Here is a 25,983-nt window from a genome sequence, read left to right on the forward strand (position 1 = left end):
CGCCTGCATCGGCGGCATGATGCGCACGGCCCAGATCGCCCACATTGCCAGCGTGGAGGGTCCCGCGATCTTTGGCGGCACCATGCTGGAAGGGGCCATCGGCACGGCGGCCTGCGCACAGCTGCATTCGACCCTGCCCGACCTGCAATGGGGATGCCAGCGGTTCGGCCCCCAGCTGCTGGTTGACGGCGTGGCCATCGGCGCACTGCGCTACGAAGCATTCGCCCTGTGCGTGCCCGACAACCCAGGGTTCGGCGCAATCCTGGGCCCGGACCCGCTGGCCTACCACCAGCGGCGACAGGCAGCCTGAACGCAGCAGCCGCCCATTTTCCGTTCGCGGCCACAGAGCCAGGCGCTTACTGCGCACATTTCCATACCCCTGACACGCTGGCGCGGCTGGTCGGGCAGCACATCGCCGACGCGCTCAAGCAGCCGGTCGTGGTGGACAACCGGGCGGGCGCCAATGGTGCCATCGGTGCCGATGCGGTCGCAAAGGCCCGCGCCGATGGCTACACGCTGCTCGTGACCACCAACACCACCCAGGCCTCCAACCTGAGCCTGATGAAGACGATCCCCTACGATCCGCAGAAGGATTTCGCGCCCGTTTCACTGCTGGGCAAAGGCGCCTTCGTGCTGGCTACGCGCGCGGATGCGCCCTTCAGCACACTCGCTGAATTCGTAGGCTATGCCAGAAACAATCCCGGCAAGGTGAGCTACGGCAGCGCCAACAGCTCCGGCATCATCAGTGGAGCCACGCTGGCGCTCAAATCGAATCTGGCTCTGATCCATGTTCCCTACAAAAGCGGGCCGGCCGCGCTCAGTGATGTCATGGGTGGACAGACATCGAGCCTGTTTGTGGATATCCAGTCCGCACTGCCACACCTGCGCAGCGGCAAGCTCAAGGCCCTGGGGGTCACGACCGCGCAGGCGCACCCCCTGTTGCCAGGCGTCGCCAGCCTGGCCACCGCACCCGGCATGGCCAATTTCGACCTGAGCTACTGGATCGCCATGTATGCGCCCGCCGGCACGCCCGCACCGGAGGTGCAGGCCCTGAACCAGCAGGTGGTACGGTTCACGCAATCCAAGGACATCATCGCCCGGTTCGCCGACCTGGGCTTCACCATCGAAGGCAGCACGAGCGCCCAGCTGGACGAATTCACGCGCAGCGAGATCGGCAAATGGCGCAGCCTGATCACCGCCGCCGGGATTACGCCGGAATGATGAACCCTGCTGCGCCGGACCACAGACCGGCGCGAGCGGAAAGCGCGCAGGGCTATCCACCGTGCCGCTGCGCCCACTCCCAGCCCAGCCGTGCCAGTGGCCCGGCCTTTCGCCCGGTCTCCTCGGCGTCGGCCGAGGCCGCGCTGCCATCGGCCGCGCGCTGCGCAATGCCGTAGAGGATGGCGGTCATGCGAAACAGGTTGTAGGCCATGTAGAACGACCAGTGCCCCTGCGCATCGCGCCCGGTGGCGGCCTGGTAGTCCGCCAGGTACTGCGCCTCGCTCGGAATGCCCAGCGCCGCGAAGTCGAGCCCGCCCATGCCGCGCCACAGCGCGGGCGGCACGTTCCAGGCCATGCAGTGGTAGGCCAGGTCGGCCAGCGGATGGCCCAGCGTGGACAGCTCCCAGTCCAGCACGCCGATCACGCGCGGCTCGGTGGGGTGGAACACCAGATTGTCGATGCGGTAGTCGCCGTGCACCAGGGTGGTTTCGTCGCCCTCGGGCAGGTGCGCGGGCAGCCACGCCATCAGGTCGAGCATCGCCTGGTCCAGCGGCACCGGCAACGCACGGCACTGGCGCGACCAGCGGTCGATCTGGCGCTGCACGTACTGGCCCGTGCGGCCGTAGTCGGCCAGGCCTACGGCCGCAATGTCCACGCTGTGCAGGGCGGCGATGACGCGGCCCATCTCGCGGTAGACGGCGGCGCGTTCGGCCTTGTCCATGCCGGGCAGGGCCGGGTCCATGAAGACGCGGCCCTCCAGGAAATCCATCAGGTAGAACGGCGTACCGACGATGGACTCGTTCTCGCAGTAGGCCAGCATGCGTGGCACGGGCACATCGCTGCCCTGCAGCGCCCGCATGACGCGGTACTCGCGGTCAATGGCATGGGCCGACGGGGCGAGTTGGCCGGCTGGCTTCTTGCGCAGCACGTAGGCGTTGTCACCGGCCGTGATGCGGAATGTGGGGTTCGATTGCCCGCCGGACAGCGGTGACACCTCGATCGCTTCAGCCCCGACCAGACCCTGAGCGCGCAGGTAGTCGGTCAGCGGCCCGAGGGGCATGGATGCGGCGCCGGCGCTCACAGCGAGCTCACCAGATGTGCGCCATCCACCGCAACGGTCGCGCCCGACATCGCAGCACCGGCATCCGATGCCAGCAGCAGCAGCGGCCCATCGAGATCGCCCAGCTCGCCAAAGCGGCGGCTGGGAATGCGGCTGCGCAGCTTGTCGCCGGCTTCGCTGGTAAGGAAGTCGCGGTTGAGGTCGGTCACCACATAGCCCGGCAGCAGCGCATTCACCCGGATGCGGTGGCGCGCCAGCTCCAGCGCCATGGCCTTGGTGGCCTGCACCACGCCGGCCTTCGATATCGCGTAGGGAGCCACCCCGCCGGCCACCCGTTCACCCAGGATGGAAGCCACATTCACAATGCTGCCGCCCTGCCCGGCCGCCACCATGCGGCGCGCGGCCTCGGTGGCCACCAGCCAGCAACCCTTGAGGTTGGTGTCCAGCACCTGGTCGAAATCTTCCGGGGTCTGCTCCAGCAGCGGGCGGGTAACGGTGACACCGGCGTTGTTGATGACCACGTCGGGCGCGCCCCAGCTGGCCAGCGCATCGAAACAGGCACGCACGCTGGCTGGGTCGGTCACGTCGAGTGCCAGCGCCCGCGCCTGGCCGCCTGCCTGCACGATGGCGTCCACCACCGTCTGCAGCTTGTCCGCGCGGCGTGCGGCCACGGCCACGCGTGCGCCCACCGAGGCCAGCAGCTGCGCGAAATGCGTGCCCAGCCCGCTGGATGCACCCGTGACCAACACCACCCTGCCGTCAAGCCGGAAGCGATCGATGGCGCCGCTCATGCCTGCCCCCCGGCTTCGGCCTTTTCTGCTAGGTGCACGAGCTTGCGCGCCATGCTCCAGCGGTGCACTTCGCTCGGGCCGTCGTAGATGCGAAAGGCCCGCATGTCGGTGAAGATGCGCATCACCGGCGAATCGGACGTGACCCCCTGGCCGCCCAGCATCTGCACGCTGCGGTCCACCACGCGCCACTGCGCTTCGGAGCACACCACCTTGGCGCGGCTCGACTCGAAGTTGCATTTTTCGCCCTGGTCCAGCAGCCACGCGGTGTGCCAGATGTGCAGACGGGCCGTGTGCAGGTCCATGTCGTTGTCGGCCAGCATGAAGCCCACGCCTTCGTGCTCGACCAGCGGCTTGCCAAAGGCGTGGCGCTTGCGGGTGTAGGCCAGCGCTGCATCATGAGCGCGGCGTGCCTGGCCGAGCCAGCGCATGCAGTGCGTCAGGCGTGCGGGGGCCAGGCGCACCTGCGCGTAACGAAACCCTTTGCCCATCTCCCCGAGCACGTCGCTGGCGGGTATGCGCAGGTTGTCAAAGCGCAGCACGCCGTGGCCTCCGGTGAAACACGCGTCCATCGCATCCATGCTGCGCTCCAGCGTGATGCCGGGGCGGTCCATGTCGGTGAGGAACATGGTGGCCGAACCGTCTTCCATGCGCGCCATCACGATGGCGTAGTCAGCACCTTCGGCACCCGTGATGAACCATTTGAGGCCGTTGATAACATAGTCGTTGCCATCGCGTACCGCCGTGGTGGCCAGCATGGAGGGGTCAGCACCCGCGCCTGGCGAGGGCTCCGTCATGGCAAAGCAGGAGCGGATGTGGCCGGCCACCTGCGGGCGCAGCCAGCGCTCCTTGTGCGCGGCGGTGGCCACTTCTTCCATGAGGTGGATGTTGCCTTCGTCGGGTGCATGGATATTGAGTGCCGTGGGGCCCAGCCACGAATATCCCGCCTCCTCGAACACCGCAGCCTTGGCCACATGGCTCAGGCCCAGCCCACCCATCTCGCGCGAGGCATGGGGCGTGAGCAGGCCGGCGACGCGGGCGCGGGCTACCAGCTCGCGGCGCAACGCCTCGCTGGGGCCGTGCGACGACTGGCGTTCGTCGTTTTCGAGGGGAATGACCTGCTCGGCGATGAACTGGCGCGTCTTGTCGCGCAATGCGCGGATTTCCGGGGAAAGGGTGAAGTCCATGCGGCAAATTCCTTCACATTTTTTATCAGGGACGAGCGGCGGCCCCGGCGCACTCCACCAGGGCATCCACGACCACGGCGCCGTCACCGACAGCGCCCACCATGACGGGGTTGAGGTCAACCGATGCGATGGTGCCACGTGCGCCGGCAATCACGGTACCGACCGCCACAGCGATGTTCGCCAGCGCCTGCACGTCCAGCGGCGGTTCGCCGCGCACACCATCGAGCAGCGGCGCAATGCGCAGCGTGCGCAGCGTGCGCACCACCTCGTCCTGGCTGAAGGGCGGCAGCAGCACGGCGCAGTCCTTGAGCGCCTCCACGTACTTGCCGCCGTCGCCCACCACCACCACGGGGCCGAAGACGGGGTCGATGCGCGCGCCCACCATGAATTCGTGCTGGCCCTTGCGCGTGGCCGCCACGATCACGCCATCGCGCTGCACGCCCATGGCATCCATCTTGGACCAGAAGCGCTCGAACAGCTCGGCCGCCTGTTCGCGTGTCTGCACGTTGAGGGCCACCAGCCCGTGCTCGGACTTGTGCGGCACCTCGGCCGAGCAGGCCTTGACCACAGCGGGTGCGCCGATGGCGTCGAACGCCGCGCGGGCCTCGTCGGCGGTGCGGCACAGGTGCATAGGCACCGTGGGCACGCCGTGGAGCGCCAGCAGGGCGAGGCTGTCCACCTCGTTCAGAAAACCCTGCGCGCCGGCCGGCACCTGCACCGCGGGCAGCTGGGGCCAGGTTGTGCGGGGCTGGCGCATCAGTGCCGTGTGCCCGGCCACCTGGGCCAGCACGGCGATGGCCTCGCCTTCGTTGGGGAAGGTGGCGATCCCGTGCGCGCGGAAGGGCGCGGCCACGCTTTCTTGCCACGCCGCCACCGCCACGGGCTTGCCTGTGGCGGCCTCGAAGGCGGCAGCGTCGCGGGCAAAGCGGTCCAGGTCGTAGCCCGCACCGGCCACGGGAATGTTCAGGAAGAACAGGTCGGCCGCCGGGTCCTGCGCCACGGCGGGCAGCACGTCGCCGAACAGGCCGCTGTTGGACAGCAGTGCGGCGGTGACGTCGATGGGGTTGCTGGCGGTGGCAAAGCCCGGCAGCTTGGAGGCTACGTCGGCTTGGGTGGCGGTGCTCAGCTCCGCCAGGGGAAGGCCCAGGTCTTCGGCCGCGTCAGCGCCCATCACGCAGCTGGCGCCGGAGTTGCTGATGATGACCAGGCGGCGGCCCTCGGGGCGCCAGCCCTTCAGGTAGGCGTGTGCGGCGCGCGCCTGCTCATGCGGGTCGCGCACGCGCCAGATGCCGTGGTGCTTGAAAAAGGCATCCACCGTGCGGTCCTCGTTGGCCAGCGCGCCCGTGTGGGACGACGCTGCCTTCTGCCCGCTGGCCGATCGCCCCGCCTTCACCGCGACGATGGGAAGGTCGCGCTCACGCGCATAGGCGGCGGTGGCGGCCAGCATCTCGGGGTTGGCAATGCTCTCCAGGTACAGCAGCAGCAGCTTCACGTCGGGGTCATGGGCCACGGCCCAGGCCATCTCGGCGGCGGTCACGTCGGCCTCGTTGCCCGTGGCATGCACATGGCGCACGCCCAGGCCGCGCCCGCGCACCAGGCCGTAGATCATGGAGCTCATGCCGCCGCTCTGGCTCACCACGCCCACCGGGCCGTCCATGGGCGGCACCTCGATGAACATGGTGGAAAAGCCCGCGATGGCGCCCGTGCCGAAGTTGGCCAGGCCCTGCGTGTTGGGGCCATACAGGCGCATGCCGGCAGCGCGGGCCTTGGCCACCATGTGGTCCTGCAGTTCGCGCCCGGCGGGGCCGGTTTCGCCAAAGCCCGAGGCGATCACCGCGGCGGCCTTCACGCCGCGCGCGGCGCACTCCTCCACCGCCGCCACGGTTTTGTCGCCACCCACCACGACCAGGGCGAGATCCGGCACTTCGGGCAGGTCGGCGAGCGTGGCGTAGCTTTTGTGGCCCTGGATCTCCTCGCGCGCGGGGTTGATGGGATAGACCGCGCCCTGGTAGCCGTGGCGCTGCATGTAGTAGATGGGACGCCCGCCGATCTTGTGGATGTTGTCCGAAGCGCCAATGATGGCGACCGAACGCGGGTTGAGGGCGGAGGTAAGAAGATCAGTCATGGCTGTTGTGTGTTTCTCAGTGGTTCATAGCGTGCGACCGTTGCGCCTGGCGCGGCGCACGCCAGGGCCGCCGTGCAAGGGCCGCCCCGCCGCACGGGCGGCGTCCCCCTTGAGGTGGAAGGCGCCGAAGGCGACTCAGGGGGTTAGTCAATCTTTGCGCCGGAGGTCTTCACCACCCTGGCCCATTTGTCCACTTCAGCCTGCAGGAAGGCGCCATACGCCGCCGGCGCGCTCCAGGCCGCGCCAAAACCCTGGGCATCAAAACGCTGACGGATGTCGGGGCTTTCAAGCACGGCCTTGAGTTCGGTACTCAGCCGCGCAATCACCTCCCTGGGGGTACCAGCGGGGGCGAGCAGACCGTTCCAGGCGATGGCCTCGTAGCCCGGCAAGCCGGACTCGGCCACGGTGGGCAGATCCGGCGCCACGGGCGAACGCTGGGCACTCGTCACGGCCAGGGCCTTGAGCTTGCCCCCCTTCACGTGGGGCATGGACGACAGCATGGTGTCGAACATCAGATCGACCTGCCCGCCCATCACGTCGGTGAGCGCGGGCGCGCTGCCCTTGTAGGGGACATGGTTCATTTTGATCCCGGCCATGGCGCTGAACAGCTCGGCCGAGAGGTGGGTGGACTGGCCATTGCCTGAAGAGCCGTAGTTCAGCCCGCCACTTTTGCTCTTGGCCAGCGCGACGAGCTCGGCCACGTTGTTGGCCGGCAGGGCCGGGCTGGCAACAATCACCAGCGGACCGCCGGTGAGCTGCGAGATCGGCGCGAAATCCTTGGTCAGCGAGTAGTTGAGCTTGGCGAACAGCGCGGGATTGATGGCGTGCGCCGTGGTGGCCACCACCAGCGTGTACCCATCCGGTGCGCTGCGGGCCACGGCTTCAGCGCCCAGGTTGGCCCCTGCACCGGGCTTGTTGTCGATGACAAACGGCTGGCCCAGGCGCTCCTGCAGTTTTTGTGCGACGGCGCGCGCCACGATGTCCGTGGGCCCCCCCGGTGGGTAGGGCACGACCAGCTTCACAGGCTTGTTCGGATAGTCCTGCGCAAAGGCCAGTGGCGCCCCCGCCGCACACAGTGCGGCGCAGGCCAGGCCGATCCAGTGGCGACGGGACGTCAGGCGGGAAAGGGGGATGTTCATCATGGCTTGTCTCCTGGGGTGGTGTCGTTTGAATGCCGGTGAATGAAAGGAAATGACACAAAAAACGCTAGGGCGCGGGCGCAAAGCGCACCAGCGTGCGCCCCTCATGCGCGAAGAAGCCCGCCTGTACCTGGTCGCCGATGCGCACGCCGGGGCTCGCGTGGCCCATGAGGCGCGGCCCCTCGGCGAGCTGCACGACGACCAGCGTGTAGGGCGCGAGCACGCGGAAAGCGTCGGATGGCGCGCGCGCCACCACGGTGACGGCGCGCACGGTGGCGCTGCCTTGCGCGTCGCGCCAGTGCAGCGTGCCGCGCTCGCCGCAGTGCTGGCAGGCATAGCGCGCCAGCGTCTGCGCGCCGCCGCAGGCCGTGCACTGCTGGTAGCGCAGCACGCCGTCGCGCAGGCCGTCGGTAAAGGGGGCGGCCAGCGGGATCGTGTCGTTGGAGGCAGTGGTGGTCATCTCAGTTATCCATAGTGCTGCGCGCCACGCATGGCGCATGAAACCGGCGCGCCCCGAGCCAGGGCAGCCGAGCAAGGGCCGCCCCGCAGCGAGGGCTGCGTCCCTCTTCCCACGCGCAGCGTGAGAGAAGGGGGAAGACGCGAAGCGTCTCAGGGGGTTGTCGTTTCACTTCAGTCCTCGCGCGACAAGATCAGGCTGACATGGGACGACATCACGCCGCCGTCTGCATGGATGAATGCACGGCGGGGGGGCTTGAGCTGGCGGTCACCCGCCTGGCCCGTCATCTGGCGCCAGGCCTCGACGGTGTGCGCCATGCCGCCTGCCACTCCGCAGTGGCCAAACGACAGCAGGCCGCCATGGGTATTCAGGGGCAGCGGCCCGGTGGGCGCGAAGTCCCCCGCGCGCGCCCGCTGGGCAGCGCCGGCGCGTGGTGCGAAACCGATCTCTTCGAGCAGCATCACCAGCGTGATCGTGAACGAGTCGTAGATCCCCAGGTAGTCCACGTCGCCCAGGCCCAGCCGGGCTTCCCCAAAGGCCTGCTGCGCCGCCTCGCCCGCACCACACTGCATCACATCCTCCATGGCCGTGAGGTGCTGGTGCCGGTGGGCCTGGCCCGCGCCCGCCATGGCCACAGCGCCCTGCGCGGCAGGGTCGGCCGACACCACAAGCGCCATCGCGCCATCCGAGATCGGGCAGCAGTCCAGCAGCGACAGCGGCGAGGCAATCGGCTTGGAGGCCAGCACCTCCTGCAGCGTGACCGGGGTGCGCAGGTGGGCGTCGGGGTGGCCCACCGCGTTGGCGCGCATGAGCACGGCAAACTCGGCCAGATCGGCCGATGTGACGCCCGTGCGCTGCATGTACTCCGAGGCCATGAGCGCGTAGTACGCGGGAACGGAGGCTCCGTTGGGCACCTCGAAATCGGCGTCACCCACCTGGGCCAGCGTCTGGATGGAGCTGTCGCGCGACTGGCCGCTGAGCCGGTTCTCCCCACCCAGCACAAGCACGTTGCGGCATCGACCCGAACGCACCAGCTCGCGCGCTGCCATCAGCATGGCCGCGCCCGAAGCGCCACCGAGCTGCAAGCCGTGCGCGTAGCGCGGGCGCAGCGCCAGCCGCTCGCACACCAGCGTGGACAGCATCAGGTGCGGTAGCGTGGTGGCATAGCCGCAGAGCACGCCGTCGATCTCATGGCGCGCAAGGCCGGCGCTCTCGATGGCCTGCGCGGCCGCGGCATCCATCAGGTCGAGCGCACTGCGCCCCTCGTGTCGCCCGAACGATGTGCCACCGGCACCGCGCACATACGCCGGACGTAACGCTGCATTCATCAATGTGTCTCCTTGGGGGTGGTTGCGGGTCGTCGGTCGGCGCGCGTGGCCTCGGCCCAGCGCACCTGGCACACCGTGGCCTCGTGCAGCAACGCCTGCGCCAGCGCGGGCTCGCGGGTGAGGATGCGTTCGTTCAGCGCCGCAATGCTCAGCGCCGCCACCGGGCGGCCTTCGGTATCGAGGATGGCGACACCAATGCCGCCCATGCGCTCGACCACCACGTCGAGCAACACGGCGCAGCCCCGTTCGCGCGCCTGCGCTACCCGCTCGCGCAGCAGCGCCGGGGTGATGCGCGGGTAGCGCTCCAGCTGGCCACACAGGGTGTCCAGCGCGGCCTCGCGCTCGTCGTCGGGCAAAGCGGCCAGCAGCGCCAGGCTGCCGGCCCCTACGCCCAGCGGGCGGCGGCTGCCGACATTGAGGTAGTTGGCGCGGATGGGATAGGTGCCCTCTTCCACATCAATGCACAACGACTCCACACCGCTGCGCATCGAGAGCACCACGCTGTCCTGGAACACACCGGCCAGCCGCATCAGGCTGGGCCGTGCCAGCGGGCGCGGGTCGAAACGGCGCAGCGCCGCCGCACCCAGCACCGTCAGCTCAGGCCCCAGCGTGAACTGCTTGCTCTTCGCATCGCGCGCCACAAAGCCTTCGCGCGCCATCACCTCCAGCAGGCGCAGCGCCGTGGCCTTGTCCAGGTCGGCAGCCGCTGCGATGTCGGTCAGGCGCACGCCGCCGCCCTCGGACATGACGCGCAGCACGCGCATGGCGCGCTCTACCGACGAGGTGCTGCCGCGCTCATGGGTGATGACGGCCTTGGGGCGTGCGGGGGAAGGCATGGAGTTTCTTTCGGTGAAACTGTTGATATGGCGTCAATCTATGTCTTCATGCTCATCCCGTCAAAGCACTCAAATAAAGTTTCATTCATCAAAACTTGTGCGGCAGCAATGGGGGCGCCCATTGCCCAAAGCCGGTGCGTGAGGTCGCTCGCGGTTCCATAGCAGCGGTCGCGCCAGTGACAAAGGCGCAGCCCCCCGAAAGCCACAATCTGCGCCATGGGAACCCTTTACCTCGTGCGCCACGGCCAGGCCTCGTTTGGTGCCGACGATTACGACCAGCTCAGCCCACGGGGCCGCGAGCAGGCGGTACGGCTGGGCGAGCACTGGCGCGCGCAGGGCCAGGCGTTTGACGCCATCCTCACCGGTACGCTGCGGCGCCACACGCAAACTCTCGAAGGCATTGCCGAGGGCCTGCAGGTCCGCCCCGAGCCACTGCAGCTGCCCGGCCTGAACGAATACGACAGCCTGGCGCTCATCCGCGCCATCCACCCCCAGCCCTTGCCCAAACCCGACACGCCCGAGTTGTACCGCCAGCATTTCCGCCTGCTGTGCGACGCGCTGGCACAGTGGATGGCCGGCGTCATCAGCCCGCAGGGCATGCCCAGCTGGGACGCGTTTGCGGGCGGCGTGCGCGCCGCGCTCGACCATGTGCGCCACCAGCATGCTGGGCACAACGTGCTGCTGGTCAGCAGTGGCGGCCCCATTGCGGCCGCGGTGGGCGAGGTGCTGGGCACGGCACCCGAGGTGACCATTGCGCTGAACATGCGCATCCGCAACAGCGCCGTGACGGAGTTCAGCGTGTCGCCCAAGCGGCTGATGCTGCAGACCTTCAACACCCTGCCGCACCTGAACGGGCGCGAGCACGCCGACTGGGTGACGCACGCCTGATTCAGATTCGGCTCACCACCCGAAGCAGGCGCCCAGCACCAGCGCGGCCTCCAGCGTGAAATCGCCAGCCGCGATGCGCTCGCGCACCTGCTCGGGGCGCCACAGCTCGAACCGCTCCACCTCGCCATCCTGGTTGCGGGGTGCCAGGCCTTCGGGCACGGTGCAGCGAAACCAGTCGATGCGCTCGACCATGTAGCCCACGCCACCGCCCTCGCGGCTGGGCCGGCTGAAATCGACCTGCCCGCCCCACGTCACACCCTGCCCCACGGCCTGCAATGCGGGCAGCACAAGACCCGCTTCTTCCCAGGTCTCGCGCGCCAGCGCCTGGTCCAGCGTGTCGTCGGCAGAGACCATGCCGCCCATCAGCGTGTCCCACATGCCCGGGTTGTTGGGCTTGGTGCGCGCGCGCTGCTGCACCCACATGCGGCCATCGGGCGCCAGTCCCACCAGGTGCACGGCCCGCGTGGCGATGCCCAGCACGCGCACGGCGCCGCGCTCCACGGTGCCCAGCCGCTCGCCCCGGGCGTTGCACACGGCCAGCTGCTCGTTGCGCCAGGGGCCGCAGCGGCCCTGGGCGTGCAGGGCCTGCGCCAGCAGGTTGAGCGCGGACGTGGCCGCGTCGGGCGCCACGTCCAGGTGCCACACCGGCACCCCCGATTGCTCCTGAATCAGTATCTGATAGCGCTTATCCGACAAGCGCTGCATTTCGATTTCATCCAAGAAACCCGCCGCCACCGAGCCCACGGCCTGCCCCGCCACCCACAGCGGCAGGCGCTCCTGCGCGGGCGGCTGGCGGGCGGCCGTGCGGGCCTCGGCCAGCCAACCGGCGGCAGATGCTGCCGGGGCCCGCGTCACAGCGTGAGGATGGTCGAGCCGGTGGTCTTGCGTGCCTCCAGGTCGCGGTGCGCTTGCTGCACCTCGGCCAGCGGGTAACGCTGGTCGATGTGGATCTTCACCTGGCCGCTGGCCACCACGGCGAACAGGTCGTCGGCCATGGCCTGCGTGCTTTCGCGCGTGGCGATGTGGCTGAACAGCGTCTGGCGTGTGACGTAGAGCGAGCCCTTGGCGCCCAGCGCGCCCGGAGCAAACGGCGCCACGGGGCCCGAGGCGTTGCCGAAGCTGGCCATCAGGCCGAACGGGCGCAGGCAATCGAGGGATTTGTCCCAGGTGTCCTTGCCCACCGAGTCGTACACCACCTTCACGCCCTTGCCACCGGTGATCTCCTTCACGCGCGCGGCAAAGTCTTCGGTGGCGTAGTTGATGGCATGGGCCGCGCCGTTGGCCAGCGCCAGCTGGCACTTGGCATCGGTGCCGGCCGTGGCGATGAGCTGCAGGCCCAGGACCTTGGCCCACTGGCAGGCGATCAGGCCCACGCCGCCGGCGGCGGCATGGAACAGCACATGGTCGCCAGGCTGCAGGCCCTCCACGGGCCGCGTTTTCTTCAGCAGGTACTGGGCCGTGAGGCCCTTGAGCATCATGGCGGCGCCGGTCTCGAAACTGATGGCGTCGGGCAGCTTGCACACGCACTTGGCGGGCATCACGCGCACCTCGCAGTAGCTGCCGGGCGGCTGGCTGGCATAGGCGGCGCGGTCGCCCACCTGGAGGTGCATGACACCCTCACCCACGGCCTCGACCACACCGGCCGCCTCCATGCCGATGGTGGCGGGCATGCTGAGCGGATACAGCCCCGTGCGGTGGTACACGTCGATGAAGTTCAGGCCGATGGCGTGGTGGCGGATGCGGATCTCGCCCGGACCGGGCTCACCCACGGCCACGTCCACCAGGTGAAGTTCTTCGGGGCCACCATGCTGGCGGATCTGGACGGCAAGGCTCATGACAAAACGCTCCTGAATAACGGGTGTGACGGGTGGAACAAACGGTGGCCATCCTGCCATGAATCTGCAAGCCTTGCTGGCAATGCGCCGCTACAGTGCAGCCCATGACTCAAAGACTGACGCCCGGCACGGTGGCGCTGCTGGTGACGGCGCCGCTGCTGTGGGCCGGCAATGCCGTGGTGGGCCGCCTGGTGCATGACCTGGTGCCGCCCATCACCCTCAATTTTCTGCGCTGGGTGCTGGCCCTGGCGCTGCTGCTGCCGCTCACCCACCGCGTGCTGCGCAAGAGCAGCCCGCTGTGGCCGCACTGGCGACGCTTTGCCGTGCTGGGCCTGCTGGGCGTGGGCCTGTACAACGCACTGCAATACCTGGCGCTGCAGACCTCCACGCCCATCAACGTGACGCTGGTGGGCTCCAGCATGCCGGTGTGGATGCTGGCGGTGGGCGCGCTGTTTTTTGGCGCGGCCGTCACCCGCCGACAGCTGGCCGGCGCATCCCTGTCCATGGCGGGCGTGCTCACCGTGCTCAGCCGGGGCGAGTGGGGCCAGCTGCTGGCGCTGCGCCTGGTGCCGGGCGATCTGTTCATGCTGCTGGCCACCATTGCGTGGTCGTTCTACAGCTGGATGCTGGTGCGCACCCGCGAACCCGCCAGCCTGCGCGATGACTGGGCGGCCTTCCTGACCGGGCAGATGGTGTTTGGCCTGGCCTGGTCGGGCGCCTTGGCCAGCGCCGAGTGGGCCACGGGACGCACCCACATCGACTGGGGCTGGCCGCTGGCGGCGGCGCTGCTGTTCATCGCCCTGGGACCGGCCCTGCTGGCCTACCGCAGCTGGGGCATCGGGGTGCAGCGGGCGGGGCCTGCGGTGGCGGGCTTCTTTTCCAACCTGACGCCGCTGTTCGCTGCCCTGCTGTCGGCGGCCTTTCTGGGCGAGGCACCCAGCGCCTACCACGCTGCGGCGTTTGCGCTGATCGTGGGTGGCATCGTGGTCTCGTCGCGGCGCTGAAAACTGGCGCCAGCGCTTGCCAATCAAGCGCCAGAAGCTCTTAAAAAATAGAGCATTCCGGCACTTTCCCGGCATGCGCAATCAGGCCACCGCGCCCGGCCCGGTTACGCGCTGGCTGGCGGTGGCCGCAGGCTGGTGCAGCGCGCCAAACAGGTTCTTGGGGTCGGCCAGCGCGGGGATCAGCGCCATGCGCTCGCCCAGGCCCAGTTCGATGGCGGCATCGCGCATGTAGCGCAGGGCGGAAAAATCCTCCAGGGCAAAGCCGACCGAATCGAACACGGTGACCTGCGCGGCATGGGTGCGCCCGGGTTGGTGGCCGGCCAGCACCTGCCACAGCTCGGTCACGCCAAAGTCGGCCGGCAGTTGCTGGATATCGCCCTCCACGCGCGTTTGCGGGGCGTATTCGACAAACACGCTCGCCTGGCGCAACAGGTCGGCATGCAGCTCGGTCTTGCCAGGACTGTCGCCGCCCACGGCGTTGAGGTGCATGCCAGGCTCCACCATGGCGGGCGTGACGATGGTGGCGCGGGCCTTGTCGGCGGTGAGGGTGGTCACGATGTCGGCGCCGCGCACGGCCTCGGCCACGCTGGTGCAAACCGTCCACTGCAGGCCCGTGCCGTCGAGGTTGGCAACCAGCTTGGCGGTGGCGGCCGGGTCGGTGTCGAACAGGCGCAGCGTGGTGATGCCCAGCAGGTGCTGGAACGCCAGGGCCTGGAACTCGCTCTGCGCCCCGTTGCCGACGATGGCCATCACCCGGCTGTCCGGCCGCGCCAGGGCGCGTGCGGCCACGGCCGACATGGCGGCAGTGCGCAGGGCCGTGGTGTAGGTGAGTTCACTGAGCAATAGCGGCATGCCCGTGGCCACATCGGCCAGCACGCCAAAAGCCATCACGGTGGGCAGGCCCCGCCGCGTGTTGTGCGGGTGGCCGTTGACGTATTTGAAGGTGTAGGTGGTGGCGTCCGAAATGGGCATGAGCTCGATCACGCCGTCGGGCGAATGGTTGGCCGTACGCGCCGATTTCTCGAACTGCGGCCAGCGCAGGAAATCTTCGTGGATGCAGGCTGCAATCGAGGCAATGCAGTGGCCCACGCCCTTGCGGCCGATCAGCTCGGCCATCGCGGGGGCACTGAGGTACAGGGTGGAAGTGGGGGTGGTGGCATTCATGGCGGAAAAGTCTCCAGGGGTTGGAGACCAGTTTCCCTGAGCCGCTGGGCCATGGGAATGCACATATTTGCAACAAAATGCTTCACGACAGGGCAAAACGCCCGCGCCCGCTGGCCGCGCTGCGCCCCAGGCCCGCCGCTCCATCGTTCAGAAGACGCCCGGGTAGGCTCCGCCGTCGGCCAGCAGGTTCTGGCCCGTGATGTAGCCGGCATGAACGCTGCACAAAAATGCGCAGATGGAACCGAACTCTTCGGGCGTACCAAAGCGGCCGGCCGGAATCTGCGCCTGCTGGGCACCCCGCACATCGTCCAGGCTCTTGCCGGTCTTGGTGGCCGCCGCGCCCAGGGTGGTGGCGAGGCGGTCGGTGTCGAACTTGCCGGGCAGCAGGTTGTTCAGGGTCACGCCCTGCGCGGCCAGCTTGCTGCGCGCGGCGCCGGCCACAAAGCCGGTGAGCCCGCTGCGTGCGCCGTTGGACAGACCCAGGATGTCGATCGGCGCCTTCACCGCGCTGGAGGTGATGTTGACGATGCGGCCAAAGCCTCGTGCGGCCATGCCATCCACCGTGGCCTTGATGAGTTCGATGGGCGTGAGCATGTTGGCGTCCACCGCCTTGATCCAGGCGTCGCGGTCCCAGTCGCGGAAATCCCCCGTGGGCGGGCCGCCCGCGTTGGTCACCACGATGTCGAAGTCGCGCCCCGGCCCGCCGGGCACCGCCAACACGGCGGCTCGCCCTTCGGGGGTGGTGATGTCGGCGGCCACCGCCAGCACCACTGGCTGGGCGCCATTTTGGCCTCTGGCGCCTGCCGTATCCGCGCCAGCAGCTGTTAGTTTGGAAGCCGCCAGCTGCAGTGCATCGGCGTTGCGCGCGTTGATGACCACGTTCACCCCTTCGCGCACCAGCGCCTGCGCGCAGCCAAACCCCAGCCCCTTGCTGGCGCCACACACCAGCGCCCATTTGCCCGCGATACCCAGATCCATAAAAACTCCCGATGTTTGGCCGCAACACGCAGCCGTTTCAAATCATAAAGGGGCCTGGCAGCCCGGTCGGTGGCCGCCCGCCATGCCCCGGTGGGTCGGTGCCGCCTAGCGGCGCGACATCCGCGTGAACACAAAGATGCCCGCCATCACCAGCGCGGTGCCCGCAGCCACCCACAGTGTGAAAGGCTCGTCCAGAATCCACACACCCATGAGGATGGTGGACAGCGGGCCGACCATGCCGGTCTGCGCGGTCATGCCGGCACCGATGCGCTCGACGGCCATCATCACCATGAGCACCGGCGCCGCCGTGCACAGCGTGGCGTTGAGCACCGACAGCCAGACCACCTCGGGCGCCACCACGGCCGCGCTCAGCGGCCGCAGCAGCACGAACTGCAGCAGGCAGCACAGGCAGGCCACCGTGGTGGCCAGGCCCACCAGCCGCAGCGCGCCGATGCGCTGCACCATCTCGCCGCTGTACACGAGGTAGATGGCGTAGCTCACGGCGCTCAGGAACACCAGCAGCGCGCCCCAGGCCGCATCGGCCCCCTGCAATTGCGCCTCCAGGCCAAACACCAGCACCACGCCGCAGTAGCTGATGGCCATGCCCAGCGCCTGGCCCCAGCGGATGCTGCGGCCATACAGCAGCCAGCCCAGCAGCATCACCAGCGTGGGGTTGAGGTACAGGATGAGCCGCTCCAGGCTGGCGCTGATGTAGGCCAGCCCGGCAAAGTCGAGAAAGCTGGCCAGGTAGTAGCCCGTGATGCCCAGGCCCGCCACGCCCAGCCAGTCGCGGCGCGCCAAAGGCGGCCTGCCCCGGCTGGCCCACCAGGCCATCGCGGCGAAGATGGGCAGCGCGAACAGCATGCGGTACATGATGAGCGTGACCGCATCCACCCCGTGGCGGTACGCCAGCTTCACGATGATGGCCTTGCCGCTGAAGGCGATGGCGCCAAAAAAGGCCAGGAACAGGCCGGTTGCTATTTTTTTTCTAGCTGCTTGCGCATTCTGGTGTTGGGCTTCAGGCACTTTTTATTAAAACTCTCGCCAACGCATTCAGAAACCGGCAGCCAGGCCATCGCGCCGCGCATCGCTGGCCGCCAGATAGCCGTGCACCTGGGGGTCGCCCATGCGCCAGATGAACTGGCCGGCGCCGAAATCCTGGTAGGAATCCTGCAGCACCTCGGTGCGGTGCCCCCGTGCCTGCAGGCCCTGCACCGTGGCCGCCGGCATCGACGCCTCGACGTTGATCGACAGGCCCGCGTTGAAGCGCCAGCGCGGCGCGTCGCAGGCCATCTGCGGGTTCTGGCCGTGGTCGATCATGCGCACCAGGGTCTGCAGGTGGCCCTGGGGCTGCATGTTGGCGCCCATGACGCCAAAGCTCATCACGGGCTGGCCGTCCCGGGTGAGGAAGGCCGGGATGATGGTGTGGAACGGCCGCTTGCCCGGTGCCACCAGGTTGGCGCGGTTGGTGCCAGCCGGATCGGTGCTGAAGCCAAAGCCGCGGTTCTGCAGGCTGATGCCATAAGTGGGCTCGACGCAGCCCGAGCCAAAGCCCTGGTAGTTGCTCTGGATGAAGCTCACCATCATGCCGTTCTCATCGGCGGCCGTGAGGTAGATGGTGCCGCCCTTGACCGGGTTGCCCGCACCAAAATCCTGCGCCTGGTTCATGGTGATGAGTCTGGCACGGGATGCGAGGTAGCTGTCATCGAGCATTTGCGCGGGGGTCACCTCCATGGACGATGGCTCGGCCACGTAACGGTACACATCGGCAAACGCCAGCTTGATGGCCTCGATCTGCAGGTGCTGGGCCTCGGGCCCGTCCACCGGCAGGCTCGCCAGGTCGAATTGCTCCAGGATGCCCAGCGCGATCAGCGCGGCAATGCCCTGGCCGCTGGGTGGAATCTCGTGCAGGGTGTAGCCGCGGTAGTTGCGGGCGATGGGCGCCACCCATTCGGGGCGGTGCGCGGCCAGGTCCGCCAGACTGAGGCTGCCACCCTGGGCCTGTGCGAAAGCGACCATGGCCTGCGCAATTTCGCCGCTGTAGAAGGCCTCGCCCCGCGTGGCGCCGATGGCGCGCAAGGCACGCGCCGCGGCCGGAAACTGGAACAGTTCGCCCACCTGCGGCGCACGGCCCCAGGGCATGAAGCTCTGCGCAAAACCGGGTTGCGACTGCAGCTCGGGCACGGCGGCGGCCCATTTTTGCTGCACCACCACGGGCACCAGGTAGCCGCGCTCGGCGATCTCGATGGCGGGCGCCATGAGATCGGCAAAGGGCAGTTGGCCAAAGCGCTCCGACAGCGCCACCCAGGCGCTCACGGCGCCGGGCACCGTGACCGAATCGATGCCGCGCCGGGGCGGCGTGGCCGCGCCCGTGCCGTAGCGGCGATGGAAATACTCCGGCGTCCACGCCTGTGGCGCGCGGCCCGAGGCGTTGAGGCCGTGCAGCGCCTGGCCGTCCCACAGGATGCAGAACGCATCGCTGCCCAGGCCGTTGCTGACGGGCTCGCACACCGCCATGGCCGCCGCGGCGGCCACGGCCGCATCGACCGCGTTGCCGCCCTGCTGCAGCATGCGCAGACCGGCCTGTGCGGCCAGCGGGTGCGAGGTGGAACAGAGGTTGCGCGCGAACACCGGCAAGCGGGTGCTGGGATAGGGGGAGGTGTAGCTGAAAGGCATGCGGCGATTATCGGCCGCATGCCTGCGACTCGCTGCAGGCGGATACTGGATGGTCAGTGCGCGCGGAACATCCGGTGGTGCATGCGGCGCAGCGACCACCACACGCCCAGCGCCACGACCGGAATGGCCACGGCCGCCGTGGTCTCGGGCGACAGGGGCCAGCCCAGTTTTTGCGCGCCCTTGGCCAGGTAGCTCACCAGGCCGACGATGTAGTAAGTAATAGCCGCCACCGACAGGCCTTCCACCGTGGACTGCAGTTTCAGCTGCAGGTCCTGGCGCTGGTTCATGGTGGCCAGCAGGGCCTGGCTGCTTTGCTGCTGCTCGATCTCCACGCGCGTGCGCAGCAGGTTGCTCATGCGCGAGACGCGCTGCGACAGCGCATCCTGGCGCCGCGTGGCCCATTCGCAGGTGCTGCGCGCGGGCGTGAGCCGGCGGTCCATGAACTCGCGGATGGTCTGCATGCCCGCCAGGCGCGATTCGGCGATATCCTGGATGCGGCGGTCCAGCAGTTCAAAATAGGCGCTGCTGGCCGAAAAGCGCGAATGCGTGGCGGCGTACTGGCTCTCGACCTGCCCGGCCAGCCGGGTCAGGCGATCGAGCAGCGCGGGTTCGGCATCGCGGTTGGCAGTGCGGATGGCATCGGCCAGCGCGGCCAGCTCGCGCTCGGCAAAGGCCAGCACCGTGGCGGCCTCGCGCGCGGCGGGCAGGCCCAGCAGGGCGGCCATGCGGTAGGTCTCGATTTCCAGCAGGCGCTGCACCAGGCGGCCCAGGCGGCGCGGCGTCATGCCGCCGGCCAGCAGCACCATGCGCGAAAAACCATCGGCGTGGATGGCAAAGTCGGTGTACAGCTCGCCATGGCCATCGGCCACGGTGGAGGCCACCAGCGTGTCCTCGTGCAACACATGCTTGACCAGCGAGCCCGAGCCAAACTGGTGCGTGGGCAACACCCACAGGTTCAGGCTGCACAGGCACTGCCCCGGCAGGGCGGCCAGCCATTCGTGCGGCACCGCATCGATGGCGCTGGCGGGCTCGCGCTCGCCAAAGGCCTCGGTAGGCGTGGGCACCATGAAGGTCCAGGAAACGAATTCGGTGTGCAGTTCCCAGCGGATGCGGAACGCGCCGAAATCCATGCGCAGGTGCGTGGTCTGCGCGTCGGGCAGCGCCATGTGGTGGTCGCGCAGCAGCGCTGCCACATGCGCGCGGCTGGCTTCGCGGCCGGCGGCGTCGGCCAGCATGACGATGTGGGCAATGGCCAGCGGCGCCGCCAGGGCCTCGGGCGGACGGGCGTGGATCTCGTTGTGCAGCATGACCCGGTGCGGGTGCTGCATGGGGTGATTGGATGGTGGCATGCGGTCCTCGGTGCACCATTGTGTACCGGACCTGCAGGTTTCTCGCGGCACCGCCGCCCCAAAAAACAACGGCACCCGAAGGTGCCGTTGTTCTTGATGCCGGGTCCCGCACAGCGGGCCCCGGGCGCAGTGTCAGTCTTCGACGAAGGCTTCTTCGCGCTTGTTCTTCACCGCAGGCAGCAGCACGATGATGAGCAGCAGGGCAGCAGCCGCCAGCAGACCGGCCGACAGTGGACGCGTGACGAACACGCTCCAGTCACCGCGCGAGAGCAGCAGCGCGCGGCGCAGGTTTTCTTCCATCATCGGGCCCAGGATGAAGCCGAGCAGCAGGGGTGCGGGTTCGGTGCCCAGCTTGTGGAAGATGTAGCCGATCAGGCCGAACGCACCCACCATCCATACGTCAAACGTGTTGTTGTTGGTGGAGTACACACCCACCGCGCAGAACAGCACGATGGACGGGTACAGCCAGCGGTACGGCACGGTGAGCAGCTTGATCCAGATGCCGATCAGCGGCAGGTTCAGGATCACCAGCATGGCGTTGCCGATCCACATCGAGGCGATCAGGCCCCAGAACAGCTCGGGGTTGCTGGTCATCACCTGCGGGCCGGGCTGGATGTTGTGGATGGTCATGGCACCCACCATCAGCGCCATCACGGCGTTGGGCGGAATGCCCAGCGTCAGCAGCGGAATGAAGGAGGTCTGCGAACCGGCATTGTTGGCCGACTCGGGCGATGCCACGCCACGGATGTTGCCCTGGCCGAACGGCACTTCGCCCGGATGCAGCTTGGTCTTCTTCTCGACCGTGTAGGCCGCGAAAGCCGCCAGCAGCGCACCGCCGCCGGGCAGGATGCCGAGGGCAGAACCCAGGGCCGTGCCGCGCAGCACCGCGGGGAACATGCGCTTGAAATCTTCCTTGGTCGGGAACAGGCCCTCGACCTTGGCCGTGAAGACCTCGCGGTCTTCATCAGGGCGCGACAGGTTGGCGATGATTTCGCCGTAGCCAAACACACCCATGGCGATGGTCACGAAACCGATGCCGTCGGTCAGCTCAGGGATATCGAAGCTGAAGCGGGCGACGCCCGAGTTCACGTCGGTACCCACCAGGCCCATCAGCAGGCCCAGCACGATCATGGCCACGGCCTTGAGCAGCGAGCCCGAGGCCAGCACCACGGCGCCGATCAGGCCCAGGGTCATCAGCGAGAAGTATTCGGCAGGGCCGAACTTGAAGGCCACTTCGGTCAGCGGAGGCGCAAAGGCCGCCAGGATCAGCGTGCCCACGCAACCCGCGAAGAACGATCCCAGGCCGGCAGCCGCCAGCGCCGGCCCCGCTCGGCCCTTGCGCGCCATCTGGTAGCCATCGATCACGGTCACCACCGAGGACGACTCACCGGGCAGGTTCACCAGAATGGCAGTGGTGGAGCCGCCGTACTGGGCACCGTAGTAGATACCGGCCAGCATGATCAGCGCAGCCACGGGCGGCAGCGCATAGGTGGCGGGCAACAGCATGGCGATGGTGGCCACCGGGCCGATACCAGGCAGCACGCCGATCAGCGTGCCCAGCAGGCAGCCGACAAAGCAGTAAATCAGGTTCTGGAACGTGAAGGCGACGCCAAAACCCAGCGAGAGGTTGTTAATCAAATCCATGGTCGGTGCTCCTGCTCAACCTGTAATGAAACTCGGCCACACAGGGAACTGCAGCTTGAGCGCCCAGACGAATGCCACATAACTGCCCACCGCCAGCACGGTGGCCAGAATGAACACTGCCTTTGCGTTGAACTCGTTGCCTGCCAGGCTGGCGATGAAGGTCAGCGCATAGATGCCAACGATCAGGCCCATGGCCGGAACACCGATGCTGGGCAGGCCGCCCAGCAGGATGCCGAAGGCGAAGTTGGCGGCCAGGATGAAGAACAGCGGCTTCCAGGCCCATTTGCCGATCTTGTCACCGTCCACGGTTTCCACCACGGTGGCCTTGAAGGTGACGACGGCACCGATGATGGCCAGCAAAATCCCCAGCATCAGGGGAAAATAGCCCGGACCCATGCGGGCGCCATTGCCCACGTTGTAGGTTGTGGCACCCCATGCGAAGGCCACGCCGATGCCCATGAACATGAGGCCGGCAAAAAAGTCTTTTTGACTCTTGATTTTCACGAATGTCTCCTTGGCGGAATCTCAACCTTGCGATTGTGTGGGGAATGTCGGCAGGCTCCGATGTGGATTCCACCTACATCCCGTCACAATGACCGCCCACTGCCCTGCGGCGCCCCAAAAAACCGGGGTTTACCCTGACAAAATCACCCATCACGCCAGTGGCGGCGTCGGCGCAATCGCCTCGGGGTTGGCCGTGACAGAAGGCAGTGGAGATCTTCACCGGGTGGTTGTTTGCGCGGTGGCGAGGCACGACGCGCGCTCTGCGCCTCATACGGTCTCGCATTCAAGCAGATAACCAGGCGGGAAGCCGCAGGCAGTGCTCCAGCACGGCAAGGCGAACCAACTATCGTTTACGTTTGAAGGCAAAACCGTATCAGCCCACCACGGGCTTGAACACGCGCATCCACTTGGCCGAGGGCAGATCCCAGCGCGCCTGGATGGCCTCGGCCCGCGCGGCCAGTTCGGTGCGCTTGGGCCGGCTGGGCGTACGCTGGGCCAGCACCACGGTGTTGCCCTCGCGCGTGGGCTTGAAGGCCCACAGGGCCTCTTCGCCAAAGGCGCTGGCCATGCTTTGCAGGCTGCGCTCGAAGCTGGACGCCCGGCCGAACAGGTTGACGGTCATGCAGCCGTCCTCGGTCAGCAGGGCGCGGCAGTCGGCATAAAAACCGGGGCTGTCGAGCACCGGCGCGGCGGCCTCGTGGTCATACAGATCGACGGCCAAGGCATCCACGGTGCCCTGCCACATCGGGTTGCGGATTTCCTCGGCCGCATCGGCCAGCACCACGCGCAGCTTGGGGCCGTCGGGCGGCAGCTTGAACCACTGGCGGCACACCGCCAGCACCTGGGGGTTGAGCTCGATGGCCGTGGTGCACAGGCGCAGCTTCTTGTGGCAGAACTTGGTGATGGCCCCGGCCCCCAGCCCCAGTTGCATGGCGTGGCGCTTGGTGACGCTGGCAGGCTCGACAAACAGCAGCCAGGCCATCATGCGCTGCACGTATTGCAGTTCAATCTCGAACGGCTCGGCCACGCGCATGGAGCCCTGGATCCAGGGGGTTCCCAGGTGCAGGTGGCGCACCTCGCCGTCGTCGGAGACGCTCACTTCGGGCAGTTCGATATCGGTTGTTTTCTTGCGGGCCATTCACACCAATCCATGCCGGGCCAGCAGTTCGGCCCAGGCGTTCAATTTACGTTCAAAACTCCAGGAGGCGTTGGCCGGACTGGTGGAGGGCAGCCGGTGCACCGGCACCCCCAGCTGCGCCGTGCTGCGCGCGTGCCGGAAGCTCTCCCCGCCATTGTGGGCGATGGCCGCCAGCCGGGGGCAGCGCGCACGCAGGGCGGCAAAGTCATTCACCTGCGCGTTGCGGATGCGGGTGTCGAGGCTACCGACGCGCTCGCAGCTGGCGTACACATCCCACAGCCCGAGGCCCCGCGCCAGCAGCCATTTGCAGCGCTGGTCGTAGTGCTCCCTGTCGGGCAGCCGGTGCTGCGGCCAGAGCGCCTGCAGGATGCGCCAGAAATGGTTTTGCGGGTGCGCATAGTACTGCCCGGCCCGCAGCGAGGCCGCGCCCGGAAAGCTGCCCAGCACCAGCACCACCGTGCCCTCGGACACCACGGGCGCCAGGCCCGTCAGCCGCTCGCCACCGGGCGACGGGCGCGGTTGGGGCAGATCGGTGCTGCGGCCGGGAGCCGCCTTGTTTTCCTTCATGGCCCGATTCTGGCCGCAAACCCGATATGCACCCATGCACTATGGAATCAATCGCCATCAGCGCTTGTGCATATTTCGCTTGCGGCCAAAAAAATCAGATTTTCTGCAGCAAACCTGCCAGGCGTGGCAGCGCCGCACAGGCATTGGCGGAGGTGCTGCGCGCCAGATCCACCAGCGACTGGCCGCGCAGGCCTGCCATCACCCCTGCGATGCGGGGCAGCTCGGCCGGCGCGTTGCGCCCCTGCGGTTGCCCGACGGCCCGCTGCGCGGCCGGGGTGTAGAGCCAGTGCGGCGGGATGTCGGGCGCGTCGGTTTCCAGGACCAGGGCCGATGCGGGCAGCTCGGTCGCCAGCCGGCGCAGCTGCAGCGCGCGGTCATAGGTCAGCGCGCCGCCGAAACCCAGCTTGAACCCCAGCGCGATGAACGCCTGCGCCTGCTGCAGGCTGCCGTTGAAGGCGTGGGCGATACCGCCCGGCACGGCCGTTTCGCGCAGGCCCTTGAGCAGCTGGTCGGCCGAGCGGCGCACATGCAGGATCACCGGCAGATCACAGCGGCGCGCCAGCTGCAGTTGCGCGCGGTAAATCTGCTCCTGGCGCGCGGTGTCCAGGCCTTGGGCAAAAAAATCCAGCCCGATCTCGCCGATGGCCACCAGGCGCGGGTCGTGGCGGTGCTGCTGCAGCGCCTGGTCCAGCAGCGCCAGATCGGCCTCGGCTGCCCGCGCTGTGTAAAGGGGGTGAATACCCAGGGCGTAGCTGTCGCCATGGCGGTGCGCGAGCTGGCGCACGGCATCCCAGTTGGCGCGCTCCACGGCCGGGATCACGCAGTGCGCCACGCCCGCAGCGGCGGCCTGCTGGCGCACGGTGTCGCGGTCGGCGGCAAACTCTGCGGCGTCCAGGTGGCAGTGGGTGTCGATCCAGGAGGGCATGCCGCCATGATGCCCCAACCGGCAACCCGCCCGTCCGCCAGCGGATGCGGAAATGGGCGATCCGTGCTACTGTCAATTCCCTGCGCCGTTGCCCTGGCGCGAATTGCTGTTTCTGGACACCGCGTGCAAGACACCGGCGCCTGAAATGGCCATGGAACCAGAAGGTGACAGGATGCCCCGGCCCGCCCTCTACAGCAGTTCCCGCCCCCCACGGCGTCCGGCAGAACCGGCGGCCGAGGTCGCCAGCACGCCGGCGCCACCGGGGGCACCACCCACCGCGGCGCTCACCGCCACAACCCTCCCCACCGCGGCGCACCGCCGCCTGCGCGCCCTGTGGGCGGCCGTGGTGGTGCTCACCGCGCTGCTGCTGGCCAGCCTGTGGCTGCACCCGGGCGCGGTGCCCCGCCGCATCACGCAGGGCGACATCGACGCCGCCGTGCTGCGCACCCTGGAAAACACCACCCTGCCCTCGCCCGCCGCAGGGGCCGTGGAGGCCGTGGCGCCGTCGGTGGTGCGCGTGGCGGGCTATGCGCGCAGCAAGAACGGCAAGGCCGAGATCGAGCGCGGCGTGGGCACCGGCGTGGTGATCGTGGATTCGGGAATCATCCTCACCAACCTGCATGTGGTGCAGGGGGCCAGCCGCGTCACCGTCACCTTCCACGACGGACTGGAAACCACCGCCAGCGTCACCGGCGTCCAGCCCGAAAACGACCTGGCCGTGCTGCAGGCCCACAAGCTGCCCGACGACCTGGCCGCCGCGCCCCTGCGCTCCACACAGAACCTGCGGGCGGGCGACCAGGTGGTGGCCATCGGGTTTCCGTTCGGCATCGGGCCGTCGGCGTCGGCGGGCGTGGTGTCGGGCCTGGAACGGGAATTCGACTCGCCCGAGGGCAACGGTCCGCTGACCCACCTGATCCAGTTCGACGCCGCCGCCAACCCCGGCAACTCGGGCGGCCCGCTGGTCACCATGGACGGCGAGGTGGTGGGCATCGTCACCGCCATCCTCAACCCCACCAAGGCGCGCACCTTCATTGGCATCGGCTTTGCCGTGCCCATTGAAAACGCAGCCGCCGCCATCGGCATGCCGCCGTTCTGATATGAAGCCCCCTGAGTCGCCTTCGGCGCCTTCCCCCTCCAGGGGGACGACACCCTCGCTGCGGGGCGGCCCTT

25 protein-coding genes are annotated in these 25,983 nt (G+C 68.2%); 5 read left to right on the forward strand and 20 right to left on the reverse strand.

Going from position 1 to position 25,983, the window contains the following annotated elements; genetic code table 11:
• The first annotated feature begins 16 nt into the window (after positions 1-16).
• Both K225_RS0104195 and K225_RS20330 read left to right on the forward strand, forming a co-directional pair.
• On the forward strand, positions 17-310 hold the full coding sequence (locus K225_RS0104195; RefSeq protein ID WP_026435247.1) for an enolase C-terminal domain-like protein: 294 nt from the start codon (positions 17-19) through the stop codon (positions 308-310).
• Entirely contained in the window at positions 229-1,221 is a 993-nt protein-coding gene (locus K225_RS20330) for a tripartite tricarboxylate transporter substrate binding protein (RefSeq protein WP_162143877.1), read from the forward strand. Before K225_RS0104195 ends, K225_RS20330 begins: the two co-directional genes overlap by 82 nt.
• Positions 1,222-1,273: 52 nt before the next feature.
• Here the strand turns inward: K225_RS20330 and K225_RS0104205 are convergent, their stop codons facing one another.
• The 8 genes from K225_RS0104205 to K225_RS0104240 form a co-directional block, all read right to left on the reverse strand.
• Positions 1,274-2,281 carry a phosphotransferase family protein gene (locus K225_RS0104205; protein WP_155885229.1) on the reverse strand — a complete coding sequence of 336 codons (1,008 nt, stop codon included), beginning with the start codon at positions 2,279-2,281 and terminating at the stop codon, positions 1,274-1,276.
• Positions 2,282-2,298: 17 nt separating this feature from the next.
• On the reverse strand, positions 2,299-3,072 hold the full coding sequence (locus K225_RS0104210; RefSeq protein ID WP_026435249.1) for an SDR family NAD(P)-dependent oxidoreductase: 774 nt from the start codon (positions 3,070-3,072) through the stop codon (positions 2,299-2,301).
• Positions 3,069-4,256 carry an acyl-CoA dehydrogenase family protein gene (locus tag K225_RS0104215; RefSeq protein ID WP_026435250.1) on the reverse strand — a complete coding sequence of 396 codons (1,188 nt, stop codon included), beginning with the start codon at positions 4,254-4,256 and terminating at the stop codon, positions 3,069-3,071. Before K225_RS0104215 ends, K225_RS0104210 begins: the two co-directional genes overlap by 4 nt.
• A 25-nt stretch (positions 4,257-4,281) precedes the next feature.
• Positions 4,282-6,381, reverse strand: coding sequence for an acetate--CoA ligase family protein (locus K225_RS0104220; RefSeq protein ID WP_026435251.1), 2,100 nt, complete (start codon positions 6,379-6,381; stop codon positions 4,282-4,284).
• A 143-nt stretch (positions 6,382-6,524) separates the two neighbouring features.
• Positions 6,525-7,523 carry a tripartite tricarboxylate transporter substrate binding protein gene (locus K225_RS0104225; protein ID WP_202900023.1) on the reverse strand — a complete coding sequence of 333 codons (999 nt, stop codon included), beginning with the start codon at positions 7,521-7,523 and terminating at the stop codon, positions 6,525-6,527.
• A 64-nt stretch (positions 7,524-7,587) separates the two neighbouring features.
• Positions 7,588-7,980, reverse strand: coding sequence for a Zn-ribbon domain-containing OB-fold protein (locus K225_RS0104230; RefSeq protein ID WP_026435253.1), 393 nt, complete (start codon positions 7,978-7,980; stop codon positions 7,588-7,590).
• A gap of 170 nt (positions 7,981-8,150) precedes the next feature.
• Positions 8,151-9,305, reverse strand: a complete 1,155-nt coding sequence (locus tag K225_RS0104235; protein ID WP_026435254.1) for a thiolase family protein — start codon at positions 9,303-9,305, stop codon at positions 8,151-8,153.
• Positions 9,305-10,141, reverse strand: coding sequence for an IclR family transcriptional regulator (locus K225_RS0104240; RefSeq protein ID WP_026435255.1), 837 nt, complete (start codon positions 10,139-10,141; stop codon positions 9,305-9,307). The genes K225_RS0104235 and K225_RS0104240 overlap by 1 nt, the downstream gene beginning before the upstream one ends.
• A gap of 216 nt (positions 10,142-10,357) precedes the next feature.
• Here K225_RS0104240 and K225_RS0104250 point away from each other — a divergent pair, with 216 nt between their 5' ends.
• Entirely contained in the window at positions 10,358-11,029 is a 672-nt protein-coding gene (locus K225_RS0104250) for a histidine phosphatase family protein (protein WP_026435257.1), read from the forward strand.
• A gap of 12 nt (positions 11,030-11,041) precedes the next feature.
• Here K225_RS0104250 and K225_RS0104255 read toward each other — a convergent pair whose 3' ends face one another.
• A complete protein-coding gene (locus K225_RS0104255) occupies positions 11,042-11,884 on the reverse strand; it encodes an NUDIX hydrolase family protein (RefSeq protein ID WP_026435258.1) in 843 nt (280 codons plus the stop codon).
• The gene (locus K225_RS0104260) at positions 11,881-12,864 is read right to left on the reverse strand and encodes a quinone oxidoreductase (protein WP_026435259.1); all 984 of its coding nucleotides are present in this window, start codon (positions 12,862-12,864) and stop codon (positions 11,881-11,883) included. The genes K225_RS0104255 and K225_RS0104260 overlap by 4 nt, the downstream gene beginning before the upstream one ends.
• A gap of 104 nt (positions 12,865-12,968) precedes the next feature.
• Between K225_RS0104260 and K225_RS0104265 the strand changes: the two genes are divergently transcribed.
• Positions 12,969-13,868 (forward strand): DMT family transporter, encoded by a 900-nt coding sequence (locus tag K225_RS0104265; protein ID WP_026435260.1) that lies wholly within the window; start codon positions 12,969-12,971, stop codon positions 13,866-13,868.
• A gap of 81 nt (positions 13,869-13,949) precedes the next feature.
• On the opposite strand, the gene K225_RS0104270 is transcribed toward K225_RS0104265, so the two are convergent.
• The 10 genes from K225_RS0104270 to K225_RS0104315 form a co-directional block, all read right to left on the reverse strand.
• Positions 13,950-15,032 carry an ornithine cyclodeaminase gene (locus K225_RS0104270; RefSeq protein WP_026435261.1) on the reverse strand — a complete coding sequence of 361 codons (1,083 nt, stop codon included), beginning with the start codon at positions 15,030-15,032 and terminating at the stop codon, positions 13,950-13,952.
• A gap of 147 nt (positions 15,033-15,179) precedes the next feature.
• Entirely contained in the window at positions 15,180-16,010 is an 831-nt protein-coding gene (locus tag K225_RS0104275) for an SDR family oxidoreductase (protein WP_026435262.1), read from the reverse strand.
• A 105-nt stretch (positions 16,011-16,115) separates the two neighbouring features.
• Positions 16,116-17,036 carry a DMT family transporter gene (locus tag K225_RS0104280; RefSeq protein WP_238323185.1) on the reverse strand — a complete coding sequence of 307 codons (921 nt, stop codon included), beginning with the start codon at positions 17,034-17,036 and terminating at the stop codon, positions 16,116-16,118.
• Between the two features lie 27 nt (positions 17,037-17,063).
• Positions 17,064-18,686 carry a gamma-glutamyltransferase family protein gene (locus tag K225_RS0104285; RefSeq protein ID WP_026435264.1) on the reverse strand — a complete coding sequence of 541 codons (1,623 nt, stop codon included), beginning with the start codon at positions 18,684-18,686 and terminating at the stop codon, positions 17,064-17,066.
• Between the two features lie 53 nt (positions 18,687-18,739).
• On the reverse strand, positions 18,740-20,035 hold the full coding sequence (locus K225_RS0104290) for a DUF3422 family protein (RefSeq protein ID WP_026435265.1): 1,296 nt from the start codon (positions 20,033-20,035) through the stop codon (positions 18,740-18,742).
• Positions 20,036-20,167: 132 nt separating this feature from the next.
• Positions 20,168-21,679, reverse strand: coding sequence for a tripartite tricarboxylate transporter permease (locus tag K225_RS0104295; protein ID WP_026435266.1), 1,512 nt, complete (start codon positions 21,677-21,679; stop codon positions 20,168-20,170).
• A gap of 15 nt (positions 21,680-21,694) precedes the next feature.
• Complete coding sequence (locus tag K225_RS0104300; protein WP_026435267.1) at positions 21,695-22,183, reverse strand: tripartite tricarboxylate transporter TctB family protein; 489 nt, start codon at positions 22,181-22,183, stop codon at positions 21,695-21,697.
• Positions 22,184-22,556: 373 nt separating this feature from the next.
• Complete coding sequence (locus K225_RS0104305; protein ID WP_026435268.1) at positions 22,557-23,321, reverse strand: spermidine synthase; 765 nt, start codon at positions 23,319-23,321, stop codon at positions 22,557-22,559.
• Complete coding sequence (locus K225_RS0104310) at positions 23,322-23,888, reverse strand: DNA-deoxyinosine glycosylase (protein WP_081679595.1); 567 nt, start codon at positions 23,886-23,888, stop codon at positions 23,322-23,324.
• Between the two features lie 94 nt (positions 23,889-23,982).
• Positions 23,983-24,813 carry a TatD family hydrolase gene (locus K225_RS0104315; protein WP_026435270.1) on the reverse strand — a complete coding sequence of 277 codons (831 nt, stop codon included), beginning with the start codon at positions 24,811-24,813 and terminating at the stop codon, positions 23,983-23,985.
• A 172-nt stretch (positions 24,814-24,985) separates the two neighbouring features.
• On the opposite strand from K225_RS0104315, the gene K225_RS0104320 reads away from it, so the two are divergent.
• Entirely contained in the window at positions 24,986-25,909 is a 924-nt protein-coding gene (locus K225_RS0104320) for a S1C family serine protease (RefSeq protein ID WP_026435271.1), read from the forward strand.
• Positions 25,910-25,983 lie beyond the last annotated feature (74 nt).

Source organism: Acidovorax sp. JHL-9, from assembly GCF_000426205.1.
Classification (GTDB): Bacteria; Pseudomonadota; Gammaproteobacteria; order Burkholderiales; family Burkholderiaceae_C; genus Acidovorax; species Acidovorax soli.